The sequence below is a fragment of the Pseudomonas sp. H3_E04 genome, from assembly GCF_054668915.1.
Window position 1 is genome coordinate 1,925,639 of record NZ_CP162797.1, and the last position, 16,901, is coordinate 1,942,539.

19 protein-coding genes and 1 pseudogene are annotated in these 16,901 nt (G+C 58.8%); 12 read left to right on the forward strand and 8 right to left on the reverse strand.

The genetic code is table 11. The features are described from left to right. Positions 1 to 6: 6 nt before the first annotated feature. Entirely contained in the window at positions 7 to 951 is a 945-nt protein-coding gene (locus AB4N53_RS08605) for a DMT family transporter (protein ID WP_460119794.1), read from the forward strand. Between the two features lie 98 nt (positions 952 to 1,049). Here AB4N53_RS08605 and AB4N53_RS08610 read toward each other — a convergent pair whose 3' ends face one another. Continuing rightward, a complete protein-coding gene (locus AB4N53_RS08610; RefSeq protein ID WP_460119796.1) occupies positions 1,050 to 1,460 on the reverse strand; it encodes a hypothetical protein in 411 nt (136 codons plus the stop codon). Positions 1,461 to 1,708: 248 nt separating this feature from the next. On the opposite strand from AB4N53_RS08610, the gene AB4N53_RS08615 reads away from it, so the two are divergent. From AB4N53_RS08615 to AB4N53_RS08640, 6 genes are read left to right on the forward strand one after another with little or no spacing between them, the layout of a single operon-like run. After that, entirely contained in the window at positions 1,709 to 4,627 is a 2,919-nt protein-coding gene (locus AB4N53_RS08615; RefSeq protein WP_460119798.1) for a monovalent cation/H+ antiporter subunit A, read from the forward strand. After that, positions 4,627 to 4,971 carry a Na+/H+ antiporter subunit C gene (locus AB4N53_RS08620; protein WP_016775082.1) on the forward strand — a complete coding sequence of 115 codons (345 nt, stop codon included), beginning with the start codon at positions 4,627 to 4,629 and terminating at the stop codon, positions 4,969 to 4,971. The genes AB4N53_RS08615 and AB4N53_RS08620 overlap by 1 nt, the downstream gene beginning before the upstream one ends. Then, entirely contained in the window at positions 4,968 to 6,647 is a 1,680-nt protein-coding gene (locus AB4N53_RS08625) for a monovalent cation/H+ antiporter subunit D (protein ID WP_460119800.1), read from the forward strand. Before AB4N53_RS08620 ends, AB4N53_RS08625 begins: the two co-directional genes overlap by 4 nt. Beyond that, entirely contained in the window at positions 6,644 to 7,132 is a 489-nt protein-coding gene (locus tag AB4N53_RS08630) for a Na+/H+ antiporter subunit E (RefSeq protein ID WP_460119802.1), read from the forward strand. The genes AB4N53_RS08625 and AB4N53_RS08630 overlap by 4 nt, the downstream gene beginning before the upstream one ends. After that, on the forward strand, positions 7,129 to 7,407 hold the full coding sequence (locus tag AB4N53_RS08635) for a K+/H+ antiporter subunit F (RefSeq protein ID WP_042606712.1): 279 nt from the start codon (positions 7,129 to 7,131) through the stop codon (positions 7,405 to 7,407). Before AB4N53_RS08630 ends, AB4N53_RS08635 begins: the two co-directional genes overlap by 4 nt. After that, positions 7,404 to 7,766, forward strand: a complete 363-nt coding sequence (locus AB4N53_RS08640; RefSeq protein ID WP_460119805.1) for a Na+/H+ antiporter subunit G — start codon at positions 7,404 to 7,406, stop codon at positions 7,764 to 7,766. The genes AB4N53_RS08635 and AB4N53_RS08640 overlap by 4 nt, the downstream gene beginning before the upstream one ends. A 114-nt stretch (positions 7,767 to 7,880) precedes the next feature. Here the strand turns inward: AB4N53_RS08640 and AB4N53_RS08645 are convergent, their stop codons facing one another. From AB4N53_RS08645 to AB4N53_RS08660, 4 genes and pseudogenes are all read right to left on the reverse strand, one after another. Continuing rightward, on the reverse strand, positions 7,881 to 8,321 hold the full coding sequence (locus AB4N53_RS08645; RefSeq protein ID WP_460119806.1) for a DUF3995 domain-containing protein: 441 nt from the start codon (positions 8,319 to 8,321) through the stop codon (positions 7,881 to 7,883). A 92-nt stretch (positions 8,322 to 8,413) separates the two neighbouring features. Continuing rightward, the gene (locus tag AB4N53_RS08650) at positions 8,414 to 9,430 is read right to left on the reverse strand and encodes an ABC transporter substrate-binding protein (RefSeq protein WP_460119808.1); all 1,017 of its coding nucleotides are present in this window, start codon (positions 9,428 to 9,430) and stop codon (positions 8,414 to 8,416) included. A 130-nt stretch (positions 9,431 to 9,560) separates the two neighbouring features. Beyond that, positions 9,561 to 9,755 (reverse strand): annotated as a pseudogene (locus tag AB4N53_RS08655) (hypothetical protein); the annotation flags it as partial. After that, a complete protein-coding gene (locus AB4N53_RS08660) occupies positions 9,752 to 10,201 on the reverse strand; it encodes a hypothetical protein (RefSeq protein WP_460125394.1) in 450 nt (149 codons plus the stop codon). The pseudogene AB4N53_RS08655 and the gene AB4N53_RS08660, both read right to left, overlap by 4 nt. Positions 10,202 to 10,620: 419 nt before the next feature. Between AB4N53_RS08660 and AB4N53_RS08665 the strand changes: the two genes are divergently transcribed. After that, positions 10,621 to 10,893 carry a hypothetical protein gene (locus AB4N53_RS08665; RefSeq protein WP_460119810.1) on the forward strand — a complete coding sequence of 91 codons (273 nt, stop codon included), beginning with the start codon at positions 10,621 to 10,623 and terminating at the stop codon, positions 10,891 to 10,893. A gap of 50 nt (positions 10,894 to 10,943) precedes the next feature. Then, positions 10,944 to 11,183, forward strand: coding sequence for a DUF2789 family protein (locus AB4N53_RS08670; RefSeq protein ID WP_460119812.1), 240 nt, complete (start codon positions 10,944 to 10,946; stop codon positions 11,181 to 11,183). Positions 11,184 to 11,189: 6 nt separating this feature from the next. Here the strand turns inward: AB4N53_RS08670 and AB4N53_RS08675 are convergent, their stop codons facing one another. From AB4N53_RS08675 to AB4N53_RS08685, 3 genes are all read right to left on the reverse strand, one after another. After that, positions 11,190 to 11,393: a hypothetical protein gene (locus AB4N53_RS08675; RefSeq protein WP_016775093.1), complete on the reverse strand. Its 204-nt coding sequence runs from the start codon at positions 11,391 to 11,393 to the stop codon at positions 11,190 to 11,192. Between the two features lie 109 nt (positions 11,394 to 11,502). Further along, the gene (locus AB4N53_RS08680; protein WP_460119814.1) at positions 11,503 to 13,107 is read right to left on the reverse strand and encodes a methyl-accepting chemotaxis protein; all 1,605 of its coding nucleotides are present in this window, start codon (positions 13,105 to 13,107) and stop codon (positions 11,503 to 11,505) included. A gap of 229 nt (positions 13,108 to 13,336) precedes the next feature. Continuing rightward, positions 13,337 to 13,741 (reverse strand): TraR/DksA family transcriptional regulator, encoded by a 405-nt coding sequence (locus tag AB4N53_RS08685; protein ID WP_016775095.1) that lies wholly within the window; start codon positions 13,739 to 13,741, stop codon positions 13,337 to 13,339. Between the two features lie 404 nt (positions 13,742 to 14,145). Here AB4N53_RS08685 and AB4N53_RS08690 point away from each other — a divergent pair, with 404 nt between their 5' ends. The 3 genes from AB4N53_RS08690 (at position 14,146) to AB4N53_RS08700 (ending at position 16,827) form a co-directional block, all read left to right on the forward strand. Continuing rightward, complete coding sequence (locus tag AB4N53_RS08690; RefSeq protein WP_460119816.1) at positions 14,146 to 15,054, forward strand: MurR/RpiR family transcriptional regulator; 909 nt, start codon at positions 14,146 to 14,148, stop codon at positions 15,052 to 15,054. 61 nt (positions 15,055 to 15,115) lie between these two features. Continuing rightward, entirely contained in the window at positions 15,116 to 15,721 is a 606-nt protein-coding gene (locus AB4N53_RS08695) for a glutathione S-transferase (protein ID WP_460119818.1), read from the forward strand. Positions 15,722 to 15,723: 2 nt separating this feature from the next. Next, positions 15,724 to 16,827 (forward strand): DNA alkylation repair protein, encoded by a 1,104-nt coding sequence (locus AB4N53_RS08700; protein ID WP_460119820.1) that lies wholly within the window; start codon positions 15,724 to 15,726, stop codon positions 16,825 to 16,827. Positions 16,828 to 16,901: the final 74 nt, after the last annotated feature.

Below are 16,901 nucleotides of genomic sequence, written 5' to 3' on the forward strand. Positions count from 1 at the left end.
AAGGACATGATGTCGCCGAACAATTCCCCCTCCCGAATCCGCTTCTCCCGCTTCAGCAAAGCCGAGTGCGTGCTGGTGCTGATCACCATGATCTGGGGCGGCACGTTTCTGCTCGTGCAACACGCCATGACGGTCAGCGGCCCTATGTTTTTCGTCGGGCTGCGCTTCGCCGCAGCGGCTGCGATTGTTGCGATGTTCTCTTGGCGCCACCTGCGAGAGTTGACCTTGTTCGAAGTGAAGGCCGGATCATTCATCGGCGTGGCGATCATGCTGGGTTACGGTTTACAGACGGTCGGGCTGCAAAGTATTCCAAGCAGTCAGTCAGCTTTCATTACCGCGCTGTACGTGCCATTTGTGCCTTTGCTGCAATGGCTGGCGCTGGGACGGCGTCCGGGGTTGATGCCGAGCATCGGGATCATGCTGGCGTTTACCGGGTTGATGCTGTTGTCGGGTCCCTCGGGGGCGGCAATGAATTTCAGCCCCGGAGAAATTGCGACGTTGATCAGCGCCGTTGCGATTGCGGCCGAGATCATTTTGATCAGCACATTTGCCGGGCAGGTGGATGTGCGGCGGGTGACAGTGGTGCAATTGGCGGTGACGGCAGTGTTGTCGTTCTTGCTGGTGGTCCCGACCGGTGAAATGATTCCGGATTTTTCCTGGTTATTGATGGCGACAGCTTTGGGACTGGGCGCAGCAAGTGCGGCGATTCAGGTGGCGATGAACTGGGCGCAGAAGAGCGTTTCGCCGACGCGGGCGACGTTGATCTATGCCGGTGAGCCGGTATGGGCCGGAATTGTCGGACGGATTGCCGGGGAGCGCTTGCCGGCAGTTGCACTGGTTGGGGCTGGGTTGATTGTTGCGGCGGTGATTGTCAGTGAGTTGAAGACCAAGGGGAAAGTTGTGCCAGCCGATGCGGATCAGGGCCAGGAAGCCAAGGTCAGCAGGGACTGAAAGTGCGCACCCGGCACAAGATCAGCCGCCGTACCAACTGCCAGGCCGGTGCACTCACCATTTACAGTGAGGTACCGACCTGACCACATCACAATCAATCAATCAGTCACTTTATACAGGCTAGTTATAGAGACAAACTCTGCGTCTCCTTGTGTCAACACGTATGACGCATCTGCCCAATCGGTCTCATCAAAGTGAGACGCCGGTATTCTGAATTCCAAAGGCTTGCCCAGATGAAACTCACTGAGTTTCAGACGAGACGACCAGAGCATTGTTCGCGTATCGGAATAAATGTCCAGTGTGTCCCCGACGCTTGCTTGAGGAATGGGGGGAACCACGAACGTAGCGCCATTCTTGATTTTTGCCCTGGAAATAACAGTCCCTACTGCTTCAGAAAAGAGCGGCGGCTCCAACTGGTCTTTTTTGGTGTACGTTTCCCTTCCGTTTGAATAAGCATCTTTCAACTCTCCTTGTAACTGGTGCGGCTCACGGTCCGGATGGCCGTTCAATGCACCTCGGTGCAAATCAAGTAGAGCGCGGCTGCAAAAGGTCGTCTACTGTCAGAAATTACAGGTCCAGGCCTCTTCCCGATAAACGGTCACCTAACGGATGGCATTCGGCGGCTGCCGGGCCTAGCGGAAACAACGCCAAACACAAAATTCCAGACTACTTTGTAGGATTCTGAGACATCCTCGGGTTTGGTGATCGGGGAGCTGGCACGTATGATGCTTCACAAACTTCCGCAGATTAGAAGCCTATGTCCCTGATAGTTCTACTGCTTCTGCCATTCATTGGCAGCTGTCTGGCAGCGGTGCTGCCGCACAATGCGCGTAATGCCGAATCGTTGCTGGCGGGCCTGGTCGCTTTGATCGGCACCGTTCAGGTCGCGATGCTGTACCCGCAAATCGCCCACGGTGGCGTGATCCGCGAAGAATTCATGTGGTTGCCCAGTCTCGGGCTGAACTTCATTCTGCGCATGGACGGCTTCGCCTGGCTGTTCTCGATGCTGGTGCTGGGCATCGGCACACTTGTCTCTTTATATGCCCGTTATTACATGTCGCCGGACGATCCGGTGCCGCGCTTCTTCGCGTTTTTTCTGGCGTTCATGGGCGCGATGCTTGGCCTGGTGATCTCCGGCAATCTGATTCAGATCGTGTTTTTCTGGGAGCTGACCAGCCTCTTCTCGTTCCTGCTGATCGGCTACTGGCATCACCGCGCCGATGCGCGGCGCGGTGCTTATATGGCGCTGATGGTCACCGGTGCCGGCGGGTTATGTCTGCTGGCGGGGGTCATGATTCTCGGCCATGTCGTCGGCAGCTACGACCTCGACAAGGTCCTGGCCGCCGGCGATCTGATTCGCGCACATGCCCTCTACCCTGTTCTTCTGCCACTCATCCTGATCGGCGCGCTGAGCAAAAGCGCGCAATTCCCGTTTCACTTCTGGCTGCCCCACGCGATGGCGGCACCGACGCCAGTCTCGGCATATCTGCACTCGGCAACCATGGTCAAGGCCGGGGTTTTTCTCCTTGCACGTCTTTGGCCATCGCTGTCCGGCAGCGAGGAGTGGTTCTACATCGTCAGCGGTGCCGGCGCCTGTACGTTGTTGCTCGGCGCGTATTGCGCGATGTTCCAGAACGATCTCAAAGGTTTGCTGGCCTACTCAACCATCAGCCATCTGGGCCTGATCACTTTGCTCCTGGGCCTGAACAGTTCACTGGCGGCGGTGGCGGCGGTTTTTCACATCCTCAATCACGCGACATTCAAAGCCTCGCTGTTCATGGCCGCCGGCATCATTGACCACGAAAGCGGCACCCGTGACATTCGCAAGCTCAGCGGCCTGATCAAACTGATTCCTTACACCGCGACGCTGGCCATGGTCGCCAGTGCCTCGATGGCCGGCGTGCCGCTGCTCAATGGTTTCCTGTCGAAAGAAATGTTCTTCGCCGAAACCGTGTTCATCAACGCCACCGCGTGGGTCGAAACCAGTCTGCCGATCGTCGCGACCATCGCCGGCATGTTCAGCGTCGCCTATTCCCTGCGTTTCACCGTCGACGTGTTCTTCGGCCCCACCGCTACTGACCTGCCGCACACGCCGCACGAGCCGCCACGCTGGATGCGCGCTCCGGTGGAGTTACTGGTGTTTACCTGCCTTCTGGTGGGGATTTTCCCGGCGCAGATCGTCGGGCCATTGCTCGCCGCTGCGGCGCTACCGGTTGTCGGTGGCGAATTGCCGGAATACAGCCTGGCTATCTGGCACGGCCTGAACGCGCCGATGATCATGAGCCTGATCGCCATGTCCGGTGGCATCGTCCTGTATCTGCTACTGCGCAAGCAGTTCAAGCTCGGCCGCTTCAAGTACCCGCCGCTGGTGGGCCGCTTCAACGGCAAGCGGCTGTTCGAGCGCAGTCTGGTCGTGATGATGCGCATCGCCCGGCGCGTCGAGCGGCGCCTGGGTACCAAGCGTTTGCAGATGCAGCTGTTCCTGATGGTATCGGCCGCCGTGCTCGCCGGTCTGATCCCGATGCTGCACAGCACGCTGACCTGGGGTGACCGCCCGAAAATCCCCGGTTCGATTGTCTTCGTGACCCTGTGGTTGCTGGCGATTGCCTGTGCGCTCGGCGCCGCGTGGCAGGCCAAATATCACCGTCTCGCTGCTCTGACCATGGTCAGCGTCTGTGGCCTGATGACCTGCGTGACCTTCGTCTGGTTCTCCGCGCCGGATCTGGCACTGACGCAATTGGCGGTAGAAGTGGTGACCACGGTGTTGATCCTGCTCGGCCTGCGCTGGTTGCCGCGCCGCATCGAGGAAGTCTCGCCGCTGCCGAGCAGCCTGCGCAAGGCGCGTATTCGTCGTTTGCGCGACTTGCTGCTGTCTATCGCTGTCGGTGCGGGTATGGCGCTGCTGTCCTACGCCATGCTCACCCGGCAGACGCCTAACCACATTTCGTCGTTCTACCTCAGCCGCGCCCTGCCTGAGGGCGGTGGCAGCAACGTGGTCAACGTGATGCTGGTGGATTTCCGTGGCTTCGACACCCTTGGCGAAATCACCGTACTGGTCGCCGTCGCCCTCACCGTGTTCGCGTTGCTACGCCGCTTCCGCCCGCCCAAGGAAAGCCTGCAGTTGCCGGCCCAGCAGCGCCTGCTGGCACCGGACGTGGTTACCGATCTGGTCAACCCGCGTTCGGCCAGCGACACGGCACTCGGCTTCATGATGGTGCCGGCGGTGCTGGTCCGTCTGCTGCTGCCTGTCGCGCTGGTGGTGTCGTTTTACCTGTTCATGCGCGGGCACAATCAGCCGGGCGGCGGTTTTGTCGCCGGGCTGGTGATGTCGGTCGCGTTCATTCTGCAATACATGGTTGCCGGTACACAGTGGGTCGAGGCGCAAATGAGCCTGCGGCCACTGCGCTGGATGGGCACCGGCCTGCTGTTCGCGACCGCCACCGGTCTCGGTGCGATGCTGGTCGGCTACCCGTTCCTTACTACCCATACCTGGCACATCAGCGTGCCGTTGCTCGGTGATATCCATATCGCCAGTGCGCTGTTCTTCGACATCGGCGTGTACGCCGTGGTGGTCGGGTCGACGCTGCTGATCCTCACCGCCCTCGCCCACCAATCGGTCCGTGGGCACAAGACTGCATCGCTGCCCAAATCCGTCGCCAGCAAAGGAGCCGTCTGATGGAAGAAGTCATCGCAATCGCCATCGGCATTCTCGCCGCGTCCGGGGTCTGGCTGATCCTGCGCCCGCGTACCTTTCAGGTGGTCATGGGCCTGTGCCTGTTGTCCTATGCGGTCAATTTGTTCATTTTCAGCATGGGCAGCCTGTTCATCGGCAAGGAGCCGGTGATCAAGGACGGCGTGACCCAGGATCTGCTGCACTACACCGACCCGCTGCCTCAGGCGCTGGTGCTGACGGCAATCGTCATCAGCTTCGCCATGACCGCGCTGTTTCTCGTCGTATTGCTCGCCTCCCGCGGCTTGACCGGCACCGACCACGTCGACGGCCGGGAGCCTAAAGAATGATGGCGATGACTCACCTGATCGCCGCACCTATTCTGCTGCCGCTGCTGACCGCCGCGATCATGTTGATGCTGGGCGAGAAGCACCGGCCGCTGAAGGCGAAGATCAACCTGTTCTCCAGCGTGCTCGGCCTGTTCATTTCGGTGATGCTGCTGCAATGGACCCAGAGCACTGGCGTGCCCGGCTCGATTGGCGTTTATCTGCCGGGCAACTGGCAGGCACCGTTTGGCATTGTCCTGGTAGTCGATCGCCTGTCGGCGCTGATGCTGGTCCTGACTGGCGTCATTGGCGTCAGCGCCTTGCTGTTTGCCATGGCCCGCTGGGACGGCGCCGGGTCGAGTTTCCACGCACTGTTCCAGATTCAACTGATGGGCCTGTATGGCGCCTTCCTGACCGCCGATCTGTTCAACCTGTTCGTGTTCTTCGAAGTGTTGCTCGCCGCCTCATACGGCCTCCTGCTGCATGGATCCGGCCGCGCGCGGGTGTCGTCGGGCTTGCATTACATCTCGATCAACCTGCTGGCCTCGTCGTTGTTTCTCATTGGCGCTGCGTTGATCTACGGGGTAACCGGTACGCTGAACATGGCCGATCTGGCGATGAAGATTCCACTGGTGCCGGAAGCCGATCGTGGCTTGCTGCACGCTGGCGCGGGGATTCTTGCGGTAGCGTTTCTGGCCAAGGCTGGCATGTGGCCGCTGAACTTCTGGCTGGTGCCGGCTTATTCCTCGGCCAGCGCGCCAGTGGCAGCGATGTTCGCGATCATGACCAAGGTCGGCGTCTACACCTTGCTGCGCCTGTGGACCCTGCTCTTTTCCGGCCAAGCCGGAGCTTCGGCATTTTTCGGCGGCGACTGGCTGATCTACGGCGGCATGGCAACCATGGCCTGCGCAGGGCTGGCGATTCTCGCCGCGCAACGCCTGGAGCGCATGGCCAGTCTGAGCATTCTGGTATCGGCGGGCATCCTGCTCTCGGCGATCGGCTTCGCCCAGCCAAACCTGATCGGTGCTGCACTGTTCTATCTGGTCAGCTCGACCCTGGCGCTGAGTGCATTGTTCATGCTGGCCGAACTGATCGAGCGCTCGCGCTCGGCCAACGAAATCCCGCTGGAGGACGAAAGCGAACTGCTGCCGCGTCCGCAGGAATCGCTGCAGCCACCCAAGGGCATCAACCTCGACGACGAACAGAAAGCCGTTGTCGGCCAGGTCATCCCCTGGACCATGGCGTTTCTCGGTTTGAGCTTTATTGCCTGCGCGCTGTTGATCATCGGCATGCCACCGCTGTCCGGGTTCATCGGCAAGCTCAGCCTGATCGGCGCGTTGCTCAACCCGTTGGGACTTGGCACTGCGGCGCCGCTGCCTCCCGGCACATGGGGATTGCTGGCGCTGTTGATCCTGACCGGTCTGGCCTCCCTCATGGCTTTCTCGCGCCTCGGTATCCAGCGCTTCTGGACGCCGGAAGAGCGCCCCTCGCCGTTGCTGCGCAAGCTTGAGTGCGCGCCGATTTTCCTCCTGCTGGGACTGAGCATTGTCTTGACGTTCAAGGCTGAACCGCTGCTGCGCTACACCCAGGCCACCGCCGATGCGCTGAACAATCCGCAGCAATATGTGCTGGCCGTGCTTGGCACTCGCGCGGTGCCGAGCCCTCAGGCCAGAGCCGACATGCTTGAGGTGCAGCCATGAACCGACTGTTTCCGGCTCCATGGTTGTCGCTGGCCCTGTGGGTTCTGTGGCTGACCCTGAACCTGTCGGTCAGCCCGGGCAATCTGCTGCTCGGCGCCGCACTGGGTTTCGCCGCGCCGCTGATGATGCGCAAATTGCGGCCAAAACGTGCGCGCATCCGCAACCCCATCGCCGTCCTGCGCCTGTTTCTCCTGGTCGGCCGTGACGTGATCATGTCCAACCTGATCGTCGCCTGGGGCGTACTCAACGCCGGGCGTCGTCCACCCAACTCATGCTTTATCAAGGTGCCACTCGATTTGCGCGATGCTCATGGCTTGGCGGCATTGGCGATGATCTGCACCGTAGTACCCGGCACCGTATGGTCGGAGCTGTCGCTGGACCGCAGCGTTCTGCTACTGCATGTCTGGGATCTGGATGACGAAGCGCAGTTCATCGAGCACTTCAAAAGCACTTACGAGCGACCGTTGATGGAGATTTTCGAATGAGCCCATTGCTGTCGAATGCAATTCTGTTGACGCTGTTTCTGTACTGCATGGCAATGGCGCTGACGCTGGTGCGCCTGTTCAAAGGCCCTTCTGCTCAGGATCGGGTACTCGCGCTGGATTACCTGTACATCGTCGCCATGTTGATGATGCTGACTCTGGGTATTCGTTACGCCAGTGATACCTACTTCGAAGCGGCGCTGCTGATCGCGCTGTTCGGTTTCGTCGGCTCGTTTGCCCTGGCGAAATTCCTGCTGCGTGGCGAGGTGATCGAATGAATGCCGAATTGTCTATGTGGGTCGAGATCCCAGTGGCGGCCCTGCTGGTGCTCAGTGGCATTTTCACGTTGCTGGGCGCAACCGGATTGCTGCGCATGAAGGATTACTTCCAACGCATGCATCCACCAGCCCTCGCCTCGACAATCGGTGCCTGGTGCGTGGCGCTGGCATCGATCATCTGCTTTTCAGCGCTGAAATCCGCGCCAGTGGTGCATGCCTGGCTGATTCCGGTTCTGTTGGCAATCACGGTCCCTGTGACGACCCTGTTGCTTGCGCGGGCGGCGCTGTTCCGCAAGCGGATGGCTGGGGATGATGTGCCGGCTGAGGTGAGCAGTCGTCAGACTGAAAGTGGTAACTGATGATTTTGTGGCGCCTGTGATGGCGCCATCGCTACAGTAGGAATGCGCTCTCCCTTGTGGGAGCGAGCCTGCTCGCGAAGAGGCCGGTCGGGTCGTCGCAGATTCCGGATCAGCTCAAACCCAAGCCACCGCCAGCAACCCCGCCCCCAGCAGCGCACACAACGGCGAATACACCCAGGTATCGAGCCGCGCGAATCGCGAATCCTTCACTTCCTTGAAAAATCCGACCAGATTCGAATCGCCGATTGCTCGGGCGAACATCAGCAACGCGATCGCGCTGATCACCCATTGCAGTGCCTTGTGCTGCACCGCCGGCACGCCCCAACCGACCCGCATGCAAACCAGCGCTGCAATCACCAGCAGCGCAGCCGCCACTGCCAGCGTCAGCCAGCCTGAGGGGTTGAAGGCCGGGCGGACCGTGGCGACGAAGCCCGACACCGGCACCTGCGGCACCACCACCGCAGCCGCCCATTGCCCGCCCAACGCCCAATACACGTGCATCAGGCCGATTGCTGCGAAAACCGTCACCAGCCATTGAGCCAACACAAAGGTCATGGTTGAAATCCTTCAAAGGGATTTGAACAAACCATCGTAGTCGGATTTTTTGCCCATGCACGACCGGTCGGCGGTACGGTGCCTTGAGCGCGCTATTTCAGATCAGCCGTCACTTTGTCAGCCACATCTTTGGGCAGCCACGCCTGCCAGACATCCGGATGCGCTTTCATGAACGCTACTGCCGCTTCACGAGGCGCGGTGTGCTTGTCACTCATATCCGCCAGTGCCTTGTTCAAGGGCTCGAGCGGAAAATCGACCTTGCTGAAAAACTCGGCAATTTGCGGGTTCTGCTTTTGAAACGGCGTAGACACACCGATCGACAGCTTCGATGCCAGCGAGCGGGTCGGTTTCGGATCAGGATTATCGGCGTCGGTCAGCGTCTTCCATGCCTCGGCATCGAAGGGCGGCTCCTCCAACTGAACCAGTTTGAATTTGCCAAGCAGTGGCGTCGGCGACCAGTAATAGAACAACACCGGTTTACCGCGACGAATCGAAGAGCTGATTTCGGCATCCAACGCGGCACCCGAACCGCTACGGAAGTTGGTGTAGTCGTCCTTCAAGCCATACGCCGTGAGCTTTTGCTTATTGACCACTTCCGACGTCCAGCCGATCGGGCTGTTGAGGAAACGCCCTTTGCCCGGGCTTTCCGGGTCCTTGAACACGTCCTTGTATTTCTTCAGGTCAGTGACACTGCGCAGATCCGGCGCCAGCGGCTTGATACCTTTGGCCGGGTCGCCCTTGATCACGTATTCCGGCACCCACCAGCCTTCAGTGGCGCCTTTGACGGTATCCCCAAGACCAACGACCTTGCCTTCTGCCTCGGCCTTGACCCAGACCGGACTGCGACCGGCCCACTCCTCGCCGATCACCTGGATGTCGTTGTTGGCCAGTGCGGTTTCCAGGGTGATGGTAGTGCCCGGCAGCGTGTCGGTCGGCAGGCCATAGCCTTTCTCGACGATCACCCGCAGCACCTCGGTGATCAGGCTGCCGCTTTCCCAGTTAAGGTCGGCAAAGTGGATCGGCGCCTGTGCCGCCTGCAGCGATTGCGCTGACGTCAGCAAACCAAAGGTGGCCACGCTGGCGGCCAGTAACCGTCGAAATCCGTTCATGCATTGCACCTCGTGCTGTTCACAGCTATGGCAAGTCTGGCCTGACGGGAGCGCAAGCCTCTGAATAACTCAGTCAACTGACTTTAGCCGAGGTTCCTGCTTTTTCCGGGGTCTGCTGCGCACGAGGTAACGATTCAGACTTTTCCTGCAGGCTTTGCAGCTCACGTCTGACCATGCTGGCGTAAGTCGCCGGTTGCAATGCGTAGATCTGCGACGCGACCCAACTCAGCCAGGCACCTTGCAGTTCGTGCTTTCTGGCGAACAATCGCTGCGCTTCTTCGCGTGCGCTATCGAGGTTTTGCGCATGGAAATCTGCGCGATTCACTCGCTGGCCTTGAAGGTCACCAATTCACCCTTGCGCCATTTCGCGGCTTTCGCGGTGACGGCTTTCAAAGTTTTGGTCAGGCCTTCCTGCAACTGCTCATGAGCGGCAAATACAGTGACGACGCTATGACCTTCCTTGAACAGGATCGCGTGACCGTCGGCCGTACTGACGAAGGCGTAGTCGCCCAAGCCGTAGACCGCCAGCTTGATATCGCGAAAACGGATGTCCATCTTGCCGCCTTCACGGCTGGGCAGAACCGATGCAATGAAGTGGTCGCCAACCTTGAGTTTGAGCCCAGGTTTGTCATCGACTACCAGCGCACTTTCGGTATCGATTTCGGCAATGTAAATGCCTTCGGCGTTTTGCTCGGTGATGTAAACAAAACGTGATTGGAATTGCTTGACCAGCTTTGCACGCAAATCACCCAGCACGAACAAAGCATGCATATCGAGGTTACTGACTGCCAAAGAAACATCCCCACATTTGAAAACCGCGCAGCGCAAAACGCCCACGGCAAAGAAACGGCCAGGCCGATGAAAACTGCAAAAACACTCAAAAACCCGAAGCGAGCGAAGCGCTCTTGAATCGCGAGGTTCGTAGACTACTGGATTGTCATTAATGAAACCCGCTCTGAAATCACCAAACCTTGAAGGAAAAAGCCTCAGGTGCGACTAGAGAAAATCTAACTACGAACTTTAGGGAAATTTCTCACGAAAAAAAGCACTTTTCCGACATATCGCTGGCGAAAAATTGCTTTAGATAAGCCCGGTCGTCAGCAGGTACTGGCGATTCTAAAATAGCGATGCTCATTACGACTACCCGCAACGGCCGTTAAATCCCGGCCGACTGATGAAAAGGACTTCATATGTGCAATTTGACTCATTTCGCCACGTCGGCCGAGGCACACATCAGCACACCTGCGACGGTGCAGGTTGCCAGCGTTAGCAATCTTCCGACATCTTCTAACAATCATCAGATCCCGCACTTTCAGGTAGTGCCAGCGGGCATTGCCTTCTTTCACATCAAGGAGATATCCACGGGGCGTGTCAGAGGTTTCCGCGGCAATCACAATGAAGCGTGCGCTCTCGCTCGATCGCTTGAATCAAAAATCGAACTCCACGCCAGCGCCTGCCTCTGATAAGGGGAGTGAACGAACAAGCCGCACCGGCACCGACCCAGGAGTAGATGATGGAACTGCCAACCGAGCTTAACCTGACCACCCTTTTCGACCAGTTGGGCCTGCCGTCCGATGAAGCGTCGATCAATGACTTTGTCGAAACCCATCCGCTGGACTCTGAGACCAAACTGATCGATGCCGATTTCTGGTCGCCCCAGCAGGCGGAGTTACTTAAAGAGTGGCTGCGTGCTGACGGTGAAGAAGCGCCGATTGTCGATGAGCTGAACGTACGTTTGCATCGCGGCAAGTAAGGGCGTTCAGTGCAGGCTGTCACCGGGCTCGATGTTCAGTTGTTCGAGCCAGGCAGCCTTGCACTCCTCCGCTTCATCGCGACTGGCAAAGGCTGTGCCGCGTCGCTCCCCGTTGAGCAAAACCACCCAGCACACACTGCGCCCCATCGCGCGTAATCCCGCCGGAACGCCGCTGCCGATCATCACTGCCACGTCTACCCTGCACTGCATGTGCCCTCCGAAATAATTAGCTACCTAACTAAGTCGTCAGGTTAATGCTTTCGTTCGAGAGGAAACAGCAACTGCCGTGCACAGATTCATTGCGTCAACGGTAATAATCTCAGCGCGGATTCTCAGGTTTATAGCCCAGACGCAACCCGCCCCAGTGTCGGCAGTTGATCATGATCGGCACCGATAAATCATGCATCAGCTCACCCGTATCGCGCGTGTAGGTCTGCAACAGCACCGGTTGCTGATGGCTGCCGCAGCGGATACCGGTGCGGTCAGCGAATTTGCGTTTGGTGCGGTTATTTACCGTGTCGACCTGCACATCACCGGTCAACGGCTGGCTGAATGCCTGATTATGCGTCGGTACATAACCCTGTTGCGTGCAGGCAATCGCAAACACTAACCCCTCATGGCGCGCCAATAGAGGTTCTTGAATCGCCGGCAAGACCTGATCGGTGTATCGGTCAAACCGGGTCTGAAATTTGGTGGGTTCGGTGCCCGGTATCGGTTGGTAGCTGCGATCGAACAGGTCATCCAGGCTGATCCGCCCCTGCTCGACGTCCGCCTCGAAGCGCTCCGCGATCTGACTCGCACCTTCGCGCGCCAGATCATAAATACGCTGGTGGTAGTCATCCAGACCCACTTCGGCCAGGCGCTCGCTGATAGTTTCCGCCTGCCCTTCCATCTGCACCGCTGCGTCGGCGAGACGACGGGTCTGCTGATCGCTGATCGCCAGATCGCTACGCATTTGCTCAATAGCACTGAACAACGCGTCGAGCTGCTCTCGATTGGTTTGCGCACCACGGGCGATTTCACTGACTTGGTTTTCCACTCCCGCCGCGAGTCGCGCAATGTTCTCCAGATGCTGCCCGGTGTGCTCGACCTGTTCGACGCCAGTCCGCAAATCGCTCGACAACTCGCGGATCTGCGCCACCACCTGCGCGGTACGCAGCTGGATGTCAGCAACCATTTCACCGACCTCGCCCGTTGCCGCCGCCGTACGCGCTGCCAATCCGCGCACCTCATCGGCGACCACAGCGAAACCGCGACCATGCTCACCGGCCCGGGCTGCTTCAATCGCAGCGTTCAAGGCCAGCAAATTGGTCTGACTGGCAATCGACTGAATAACCAGGGTCACGCGCTGAATGTCGTCACTGCGCACACTCAAGGCTTCGATCAACTCGCGACTGCCATTGGCGCGCTGACTGAGCTGCTGCATGCGCGCAATCGAGTCGAGCAGTTCGCTACGTCCCGCCGCGCTGCTGTGATGCGCTTCGCTGGCCGCGTCTAGCGCCTCGCGGCTAAGCTGGGAAGTGGCTTGTTCAGTGGCGATCATCACCTCAGCGTTGCTGACGATCTGCGCCGCCGCATCGAGTTGCGATTCTACTTTGCTCGCGAGCGCTTTTACCGAGAACGCTACGCCGGCCGCGGAGAGTGCGTTGTGACTGGTGGTATAGGAAAGATCCCGGGTCAGTGCGGACAATGCGCTCACACTATCGACCGGGACAGCAGCAGGAGCGCTGCGCGAACGCAGGCGCGGCAGCCAGACAATCAATATCGCCAGCGGCATGGCGATGTACAGCGACCACTCGGCCATGGCCATGCCGATCAGCAACAGCATCAGGGCGATACTTTGCAGGGTCGGCGCGATCCAGCGGTTTTTCGGCAAAAGCACTGGTGCAGGCAGCGCCGCAACCAGAGATCCGTCTCTCGTCATCTTGATCACCCCATGTTTGTTCTCATTGTTGTGACTGCATTAAACGCCACTACAACGCCATTATCCATGGTCCGTTAGTCGTGGGGTCTGTGGCAGGTCAATGGAACCGCTCGGGTAAAATGCAGACGAGCAAAAACAAAGATCGCAGCCTTCAGCAACCCCCGTATAGGGGCTGCCGAAGGCTGCGATCTTTTCGAGGCGCCCCTGTTGACAGGGTCACCCCACAGAATCAGGCCTGACGCTGGTGCTTGTCGATCTGCTCGTGACGCTCTTGAGCTTCGATGCAGTACTTGGTGGTCGGGCTGATCAGCAGGCGCTTCAGGCCGATGGCCTCGCCGCTGTCGTCGCACCAGCCAAAGCTGTCGTCCTTGATGCGCTCAAGGGCTTGTTCCAGTTGCGGCAGCATGCGCTGGTCGCGATCGATCGCGTTGACCAGCCAAGTGCGCTCTTCTTCAACCGAAGCCGCGTCCGCCGGGTCAGCCGGAGTGTCCAGGCTTTCGATGGCGATACGATTTTGCTCAATGCGCTCGTGGGTTTCGACTTTCATGTTCTGCAACAGCTCAGTGAAGAAAGCATGTTGCTCTGCATTCATGTAGTCATCTGCCGGCATGGCCAGCAACTTGTCCTTTGTCATTGATATCTCTATAAAAAAACGTGCATTAAGGCGAATAAGGGAGCGTTTCGGCGAACCGTGTCGGGCCGTCGAAAAGGCATCGTTTTATTGCAAACGCCACCCGGCACTCAATTTACGAGGGGCGGCAGTCTAAGGCCCGATCAAGACCTCAGCAACTGTAAATACAGGGAATTTGTCCGACAGGACCTGGAAACTGCTCTGACACTGGCTTCACACGGCCATCGGAGTGCGTTTATAGCAAGAAATTCAGTCGAGCGGCTGTATATAGAAGACAAACGGCTAACCATCCCGCCATCGACAGCGAAATTTATTCTCGCAAGGTGCATCGTTTCAGCCCGGCAGAGCCCGCGCAGCCCTTCTATTATCAGGCTCACCGCGTGATCAACCCGCCTGAAGGATGCCCTATGCCCCGCCCCGATCTGCCGGCCGCCGACGAACTTCCGCTCGCCAGCCCACCGATCACTGCCGAGCGCCTGCTGCAAACGATTAGCGACGAATATGACGCCCTGCCGCGCCAGCTCAAACGTATCGCCAATTACATCAGCCAGCAGAGCGAACGAATCATGGTCGATCGCATCAGCGATATCGCTCGTGAATGCGAAGTGCATCCGTCGGCCATCGTGCGTTTTTCGCAGCGCTTCGGGTTCAGCGGCTTCAGCGAAATGCAGGCGCTGTTTCGCCAGGCCTGGGCGCACAAAGCCACGCCAGCGCAAAACTATCAGCAACGCATCCGCAGCCTGATCGCCAGCAAATCGCAGACCGTCGATAGCGGCGAGCTGGCTCGCGAGTGCATCGACGCAACGCTGGCGGGCATCGAACGTTTGGGCCGCGAACTCGACGAGGCTGCATTTGATAAGGCCGTCGACCTCATCGTCAATGCCGACGACATCTATGTTGTAGGCGTACGTCGCTCGTTCGCCGTCGCCGATTACCTGGTTTACAACTTGCAACATACGCAGAAACGCATCCATCTCGTTTCCGGCATCGGCGGCAGCTATCGCGAACAAATGCGCAGCGTGCGCGCCAACGACCTGGTGATCGCCATCAGCTTCGTGCCTTATGCCAAGGAAACCCAGCACTGCCTGCGCTTCGCCCGGCAGCAAAACGGCAACGCGCTGATCATCACCGACAGCCCTCTGTCACCGCTGGCGAAGCTTGCCAGCAGCGTGTTGCTGGTCAATGAAGGCAGTGCGCTGGCGTTTCGTTCGCTAAGCGCAACGCTGTGTTTATGTCAGGCGCTGTTTGTGGCGGTGGCCTATCGGCTGGAACTGAATGTCGATGAGATTCACGAACAACCCGGCTTCGACGACTGACAATTGCCTCAGCGTCGGCTAGGTTATGCCTTCCCACCGGTTTGACTTGAAGGAACGCGTCATGAAACTGATCGGCATGCTCGACTCCCCTTACGTACGCCGCGTGGCGATCTCCGCCAAACGCTTAGGGATAGACCTCGAACACGAGTCGGTCTCGGTGTTCCGCCACTTCGAGCAATTTCAGCAGATCAACCCGGTGGTCAAAGCCCCCACGCTGATCCTCGACGACGGCGTGGTCCTGATGGACTCGACCCTTATCCTCGACTACCTCGAAGCCAGCTCCGGCAAAAGCCTGCTGCCAAGCGATCTCAAACACCGCGCCCAAGCCCTGCGCCTGATCGGCCTCAGCCTCACCGCCTGCGAAAAAGCCGTGCAGCTGTATTACGAACGCAACCTGCGCCCCGCCGACATTCAATACCAGCCGTGGATCGAACGCGTAGAAGGCCAACTCGCCGCCGCGTTCACCGCCCTCGAACACGAACTGGAAAAAACCGGCTTGCCCACCGACGGCACCCTCACCCAGGCCGGCATCAGCCTCGCTGTCGCCTGGAGCTTCACCGGCCTCGTAATCCCGGACCAGATCGACACCCGCCGCTACCCCCACATCGCCCAATACACCGCCTACGCTGAAACCCTCGAAGCGTTCGTCAGCACCCCGATGACCTGACCATGAGTACCACCGACACCGCCGCCCCGGCGTTAAAGGAAATCTTCAACGCCGAGCGTTTGCAGCACATCGCCAGCGAAATGGGCGCCGTGTACCCGGCGTTCAAGGCCAAAGCGTTTCTCAAACATGCGCAGGACGGACTCGCTGAATTATCAGTAATGCAACGCATGGCGCGTGTCAGCGAAAGTCTGCACGCCGTGCTGCCGCTTAATTACCAAGATTCCCTCGATGTCTTGCGCGAACTCGCGCCACGTTTGAACAGCGGCTTCGTCAGCATGTGCCTGCCGCACTACGTGGCAAGCTACGGCGCCCACGCATTCGACACCTCAATGGACGCGCTGAAGTACTTCACCACCTTCGGCTCCTCCGAATTCGCCATCCGCCATTTCCTGCGCAGCGACCTGGAACGCTCGCTGGAACGAATGCATGACTGGACCCGAGACGACAACCACCACGTCCGCCGCCTCGCCAGTGAAGGCAGCCGCCCTCGCCTGCCCTGGTCGTTTCGCCTGGAAGCGGTGCAGGCGAATCCGCAGTTGGCTGCCGGGATATTGGATCGGTTGAAAGCGGACGAGAGTTTGTACGTGCGCAAGTCCGTGGCGAACCATTTGAATGACGTGACGAAGGTGCATCCGGAGTGGGTGTTGGACACGATTGAAAGTTGGTCGCTGGAGAACAAGCATACGGCCTGGATTGCCAAGCATGCGTTGCGCAGTTTGATCAAACAGGGGGATTTACGGGCGCTGACAGTGATTGGCGCAGGCGCGAAGGCTGAGGTTGAGTTGTTGGATGTAAAGGTTGAGCCGGCAGTGGTCAGATTGGGCGAGACGATTAAGTTGTCGTTTACGGTGAAGTCCAGGGTGGCGCACGAGCAAAGGCTGGTGATTGATTATGCGATTGAGTATGTAAAGGCGAATGGCGGGGTTTCGAGAAAGGTTTTCAAGTTGAAGACTCTGGGATTAGCGGGGTTCGGGACTGAGGTTGTGCGACGGAATCAAGTCATCAAGGATTTTACGACGCGCAAGCATTTCGCCGGGCGACATGGGGTGCAGGTGATGGTTAATGGGGAGGTGTTGGGTAGTGCGGCGTTTGAGGTTTTGATTTGAGGAGTGAGTTGTTTATTCACCGAACGGACCGGTAGCGGATCAGTGCACTGGCAGCCGTGCATCGATATTGAGCG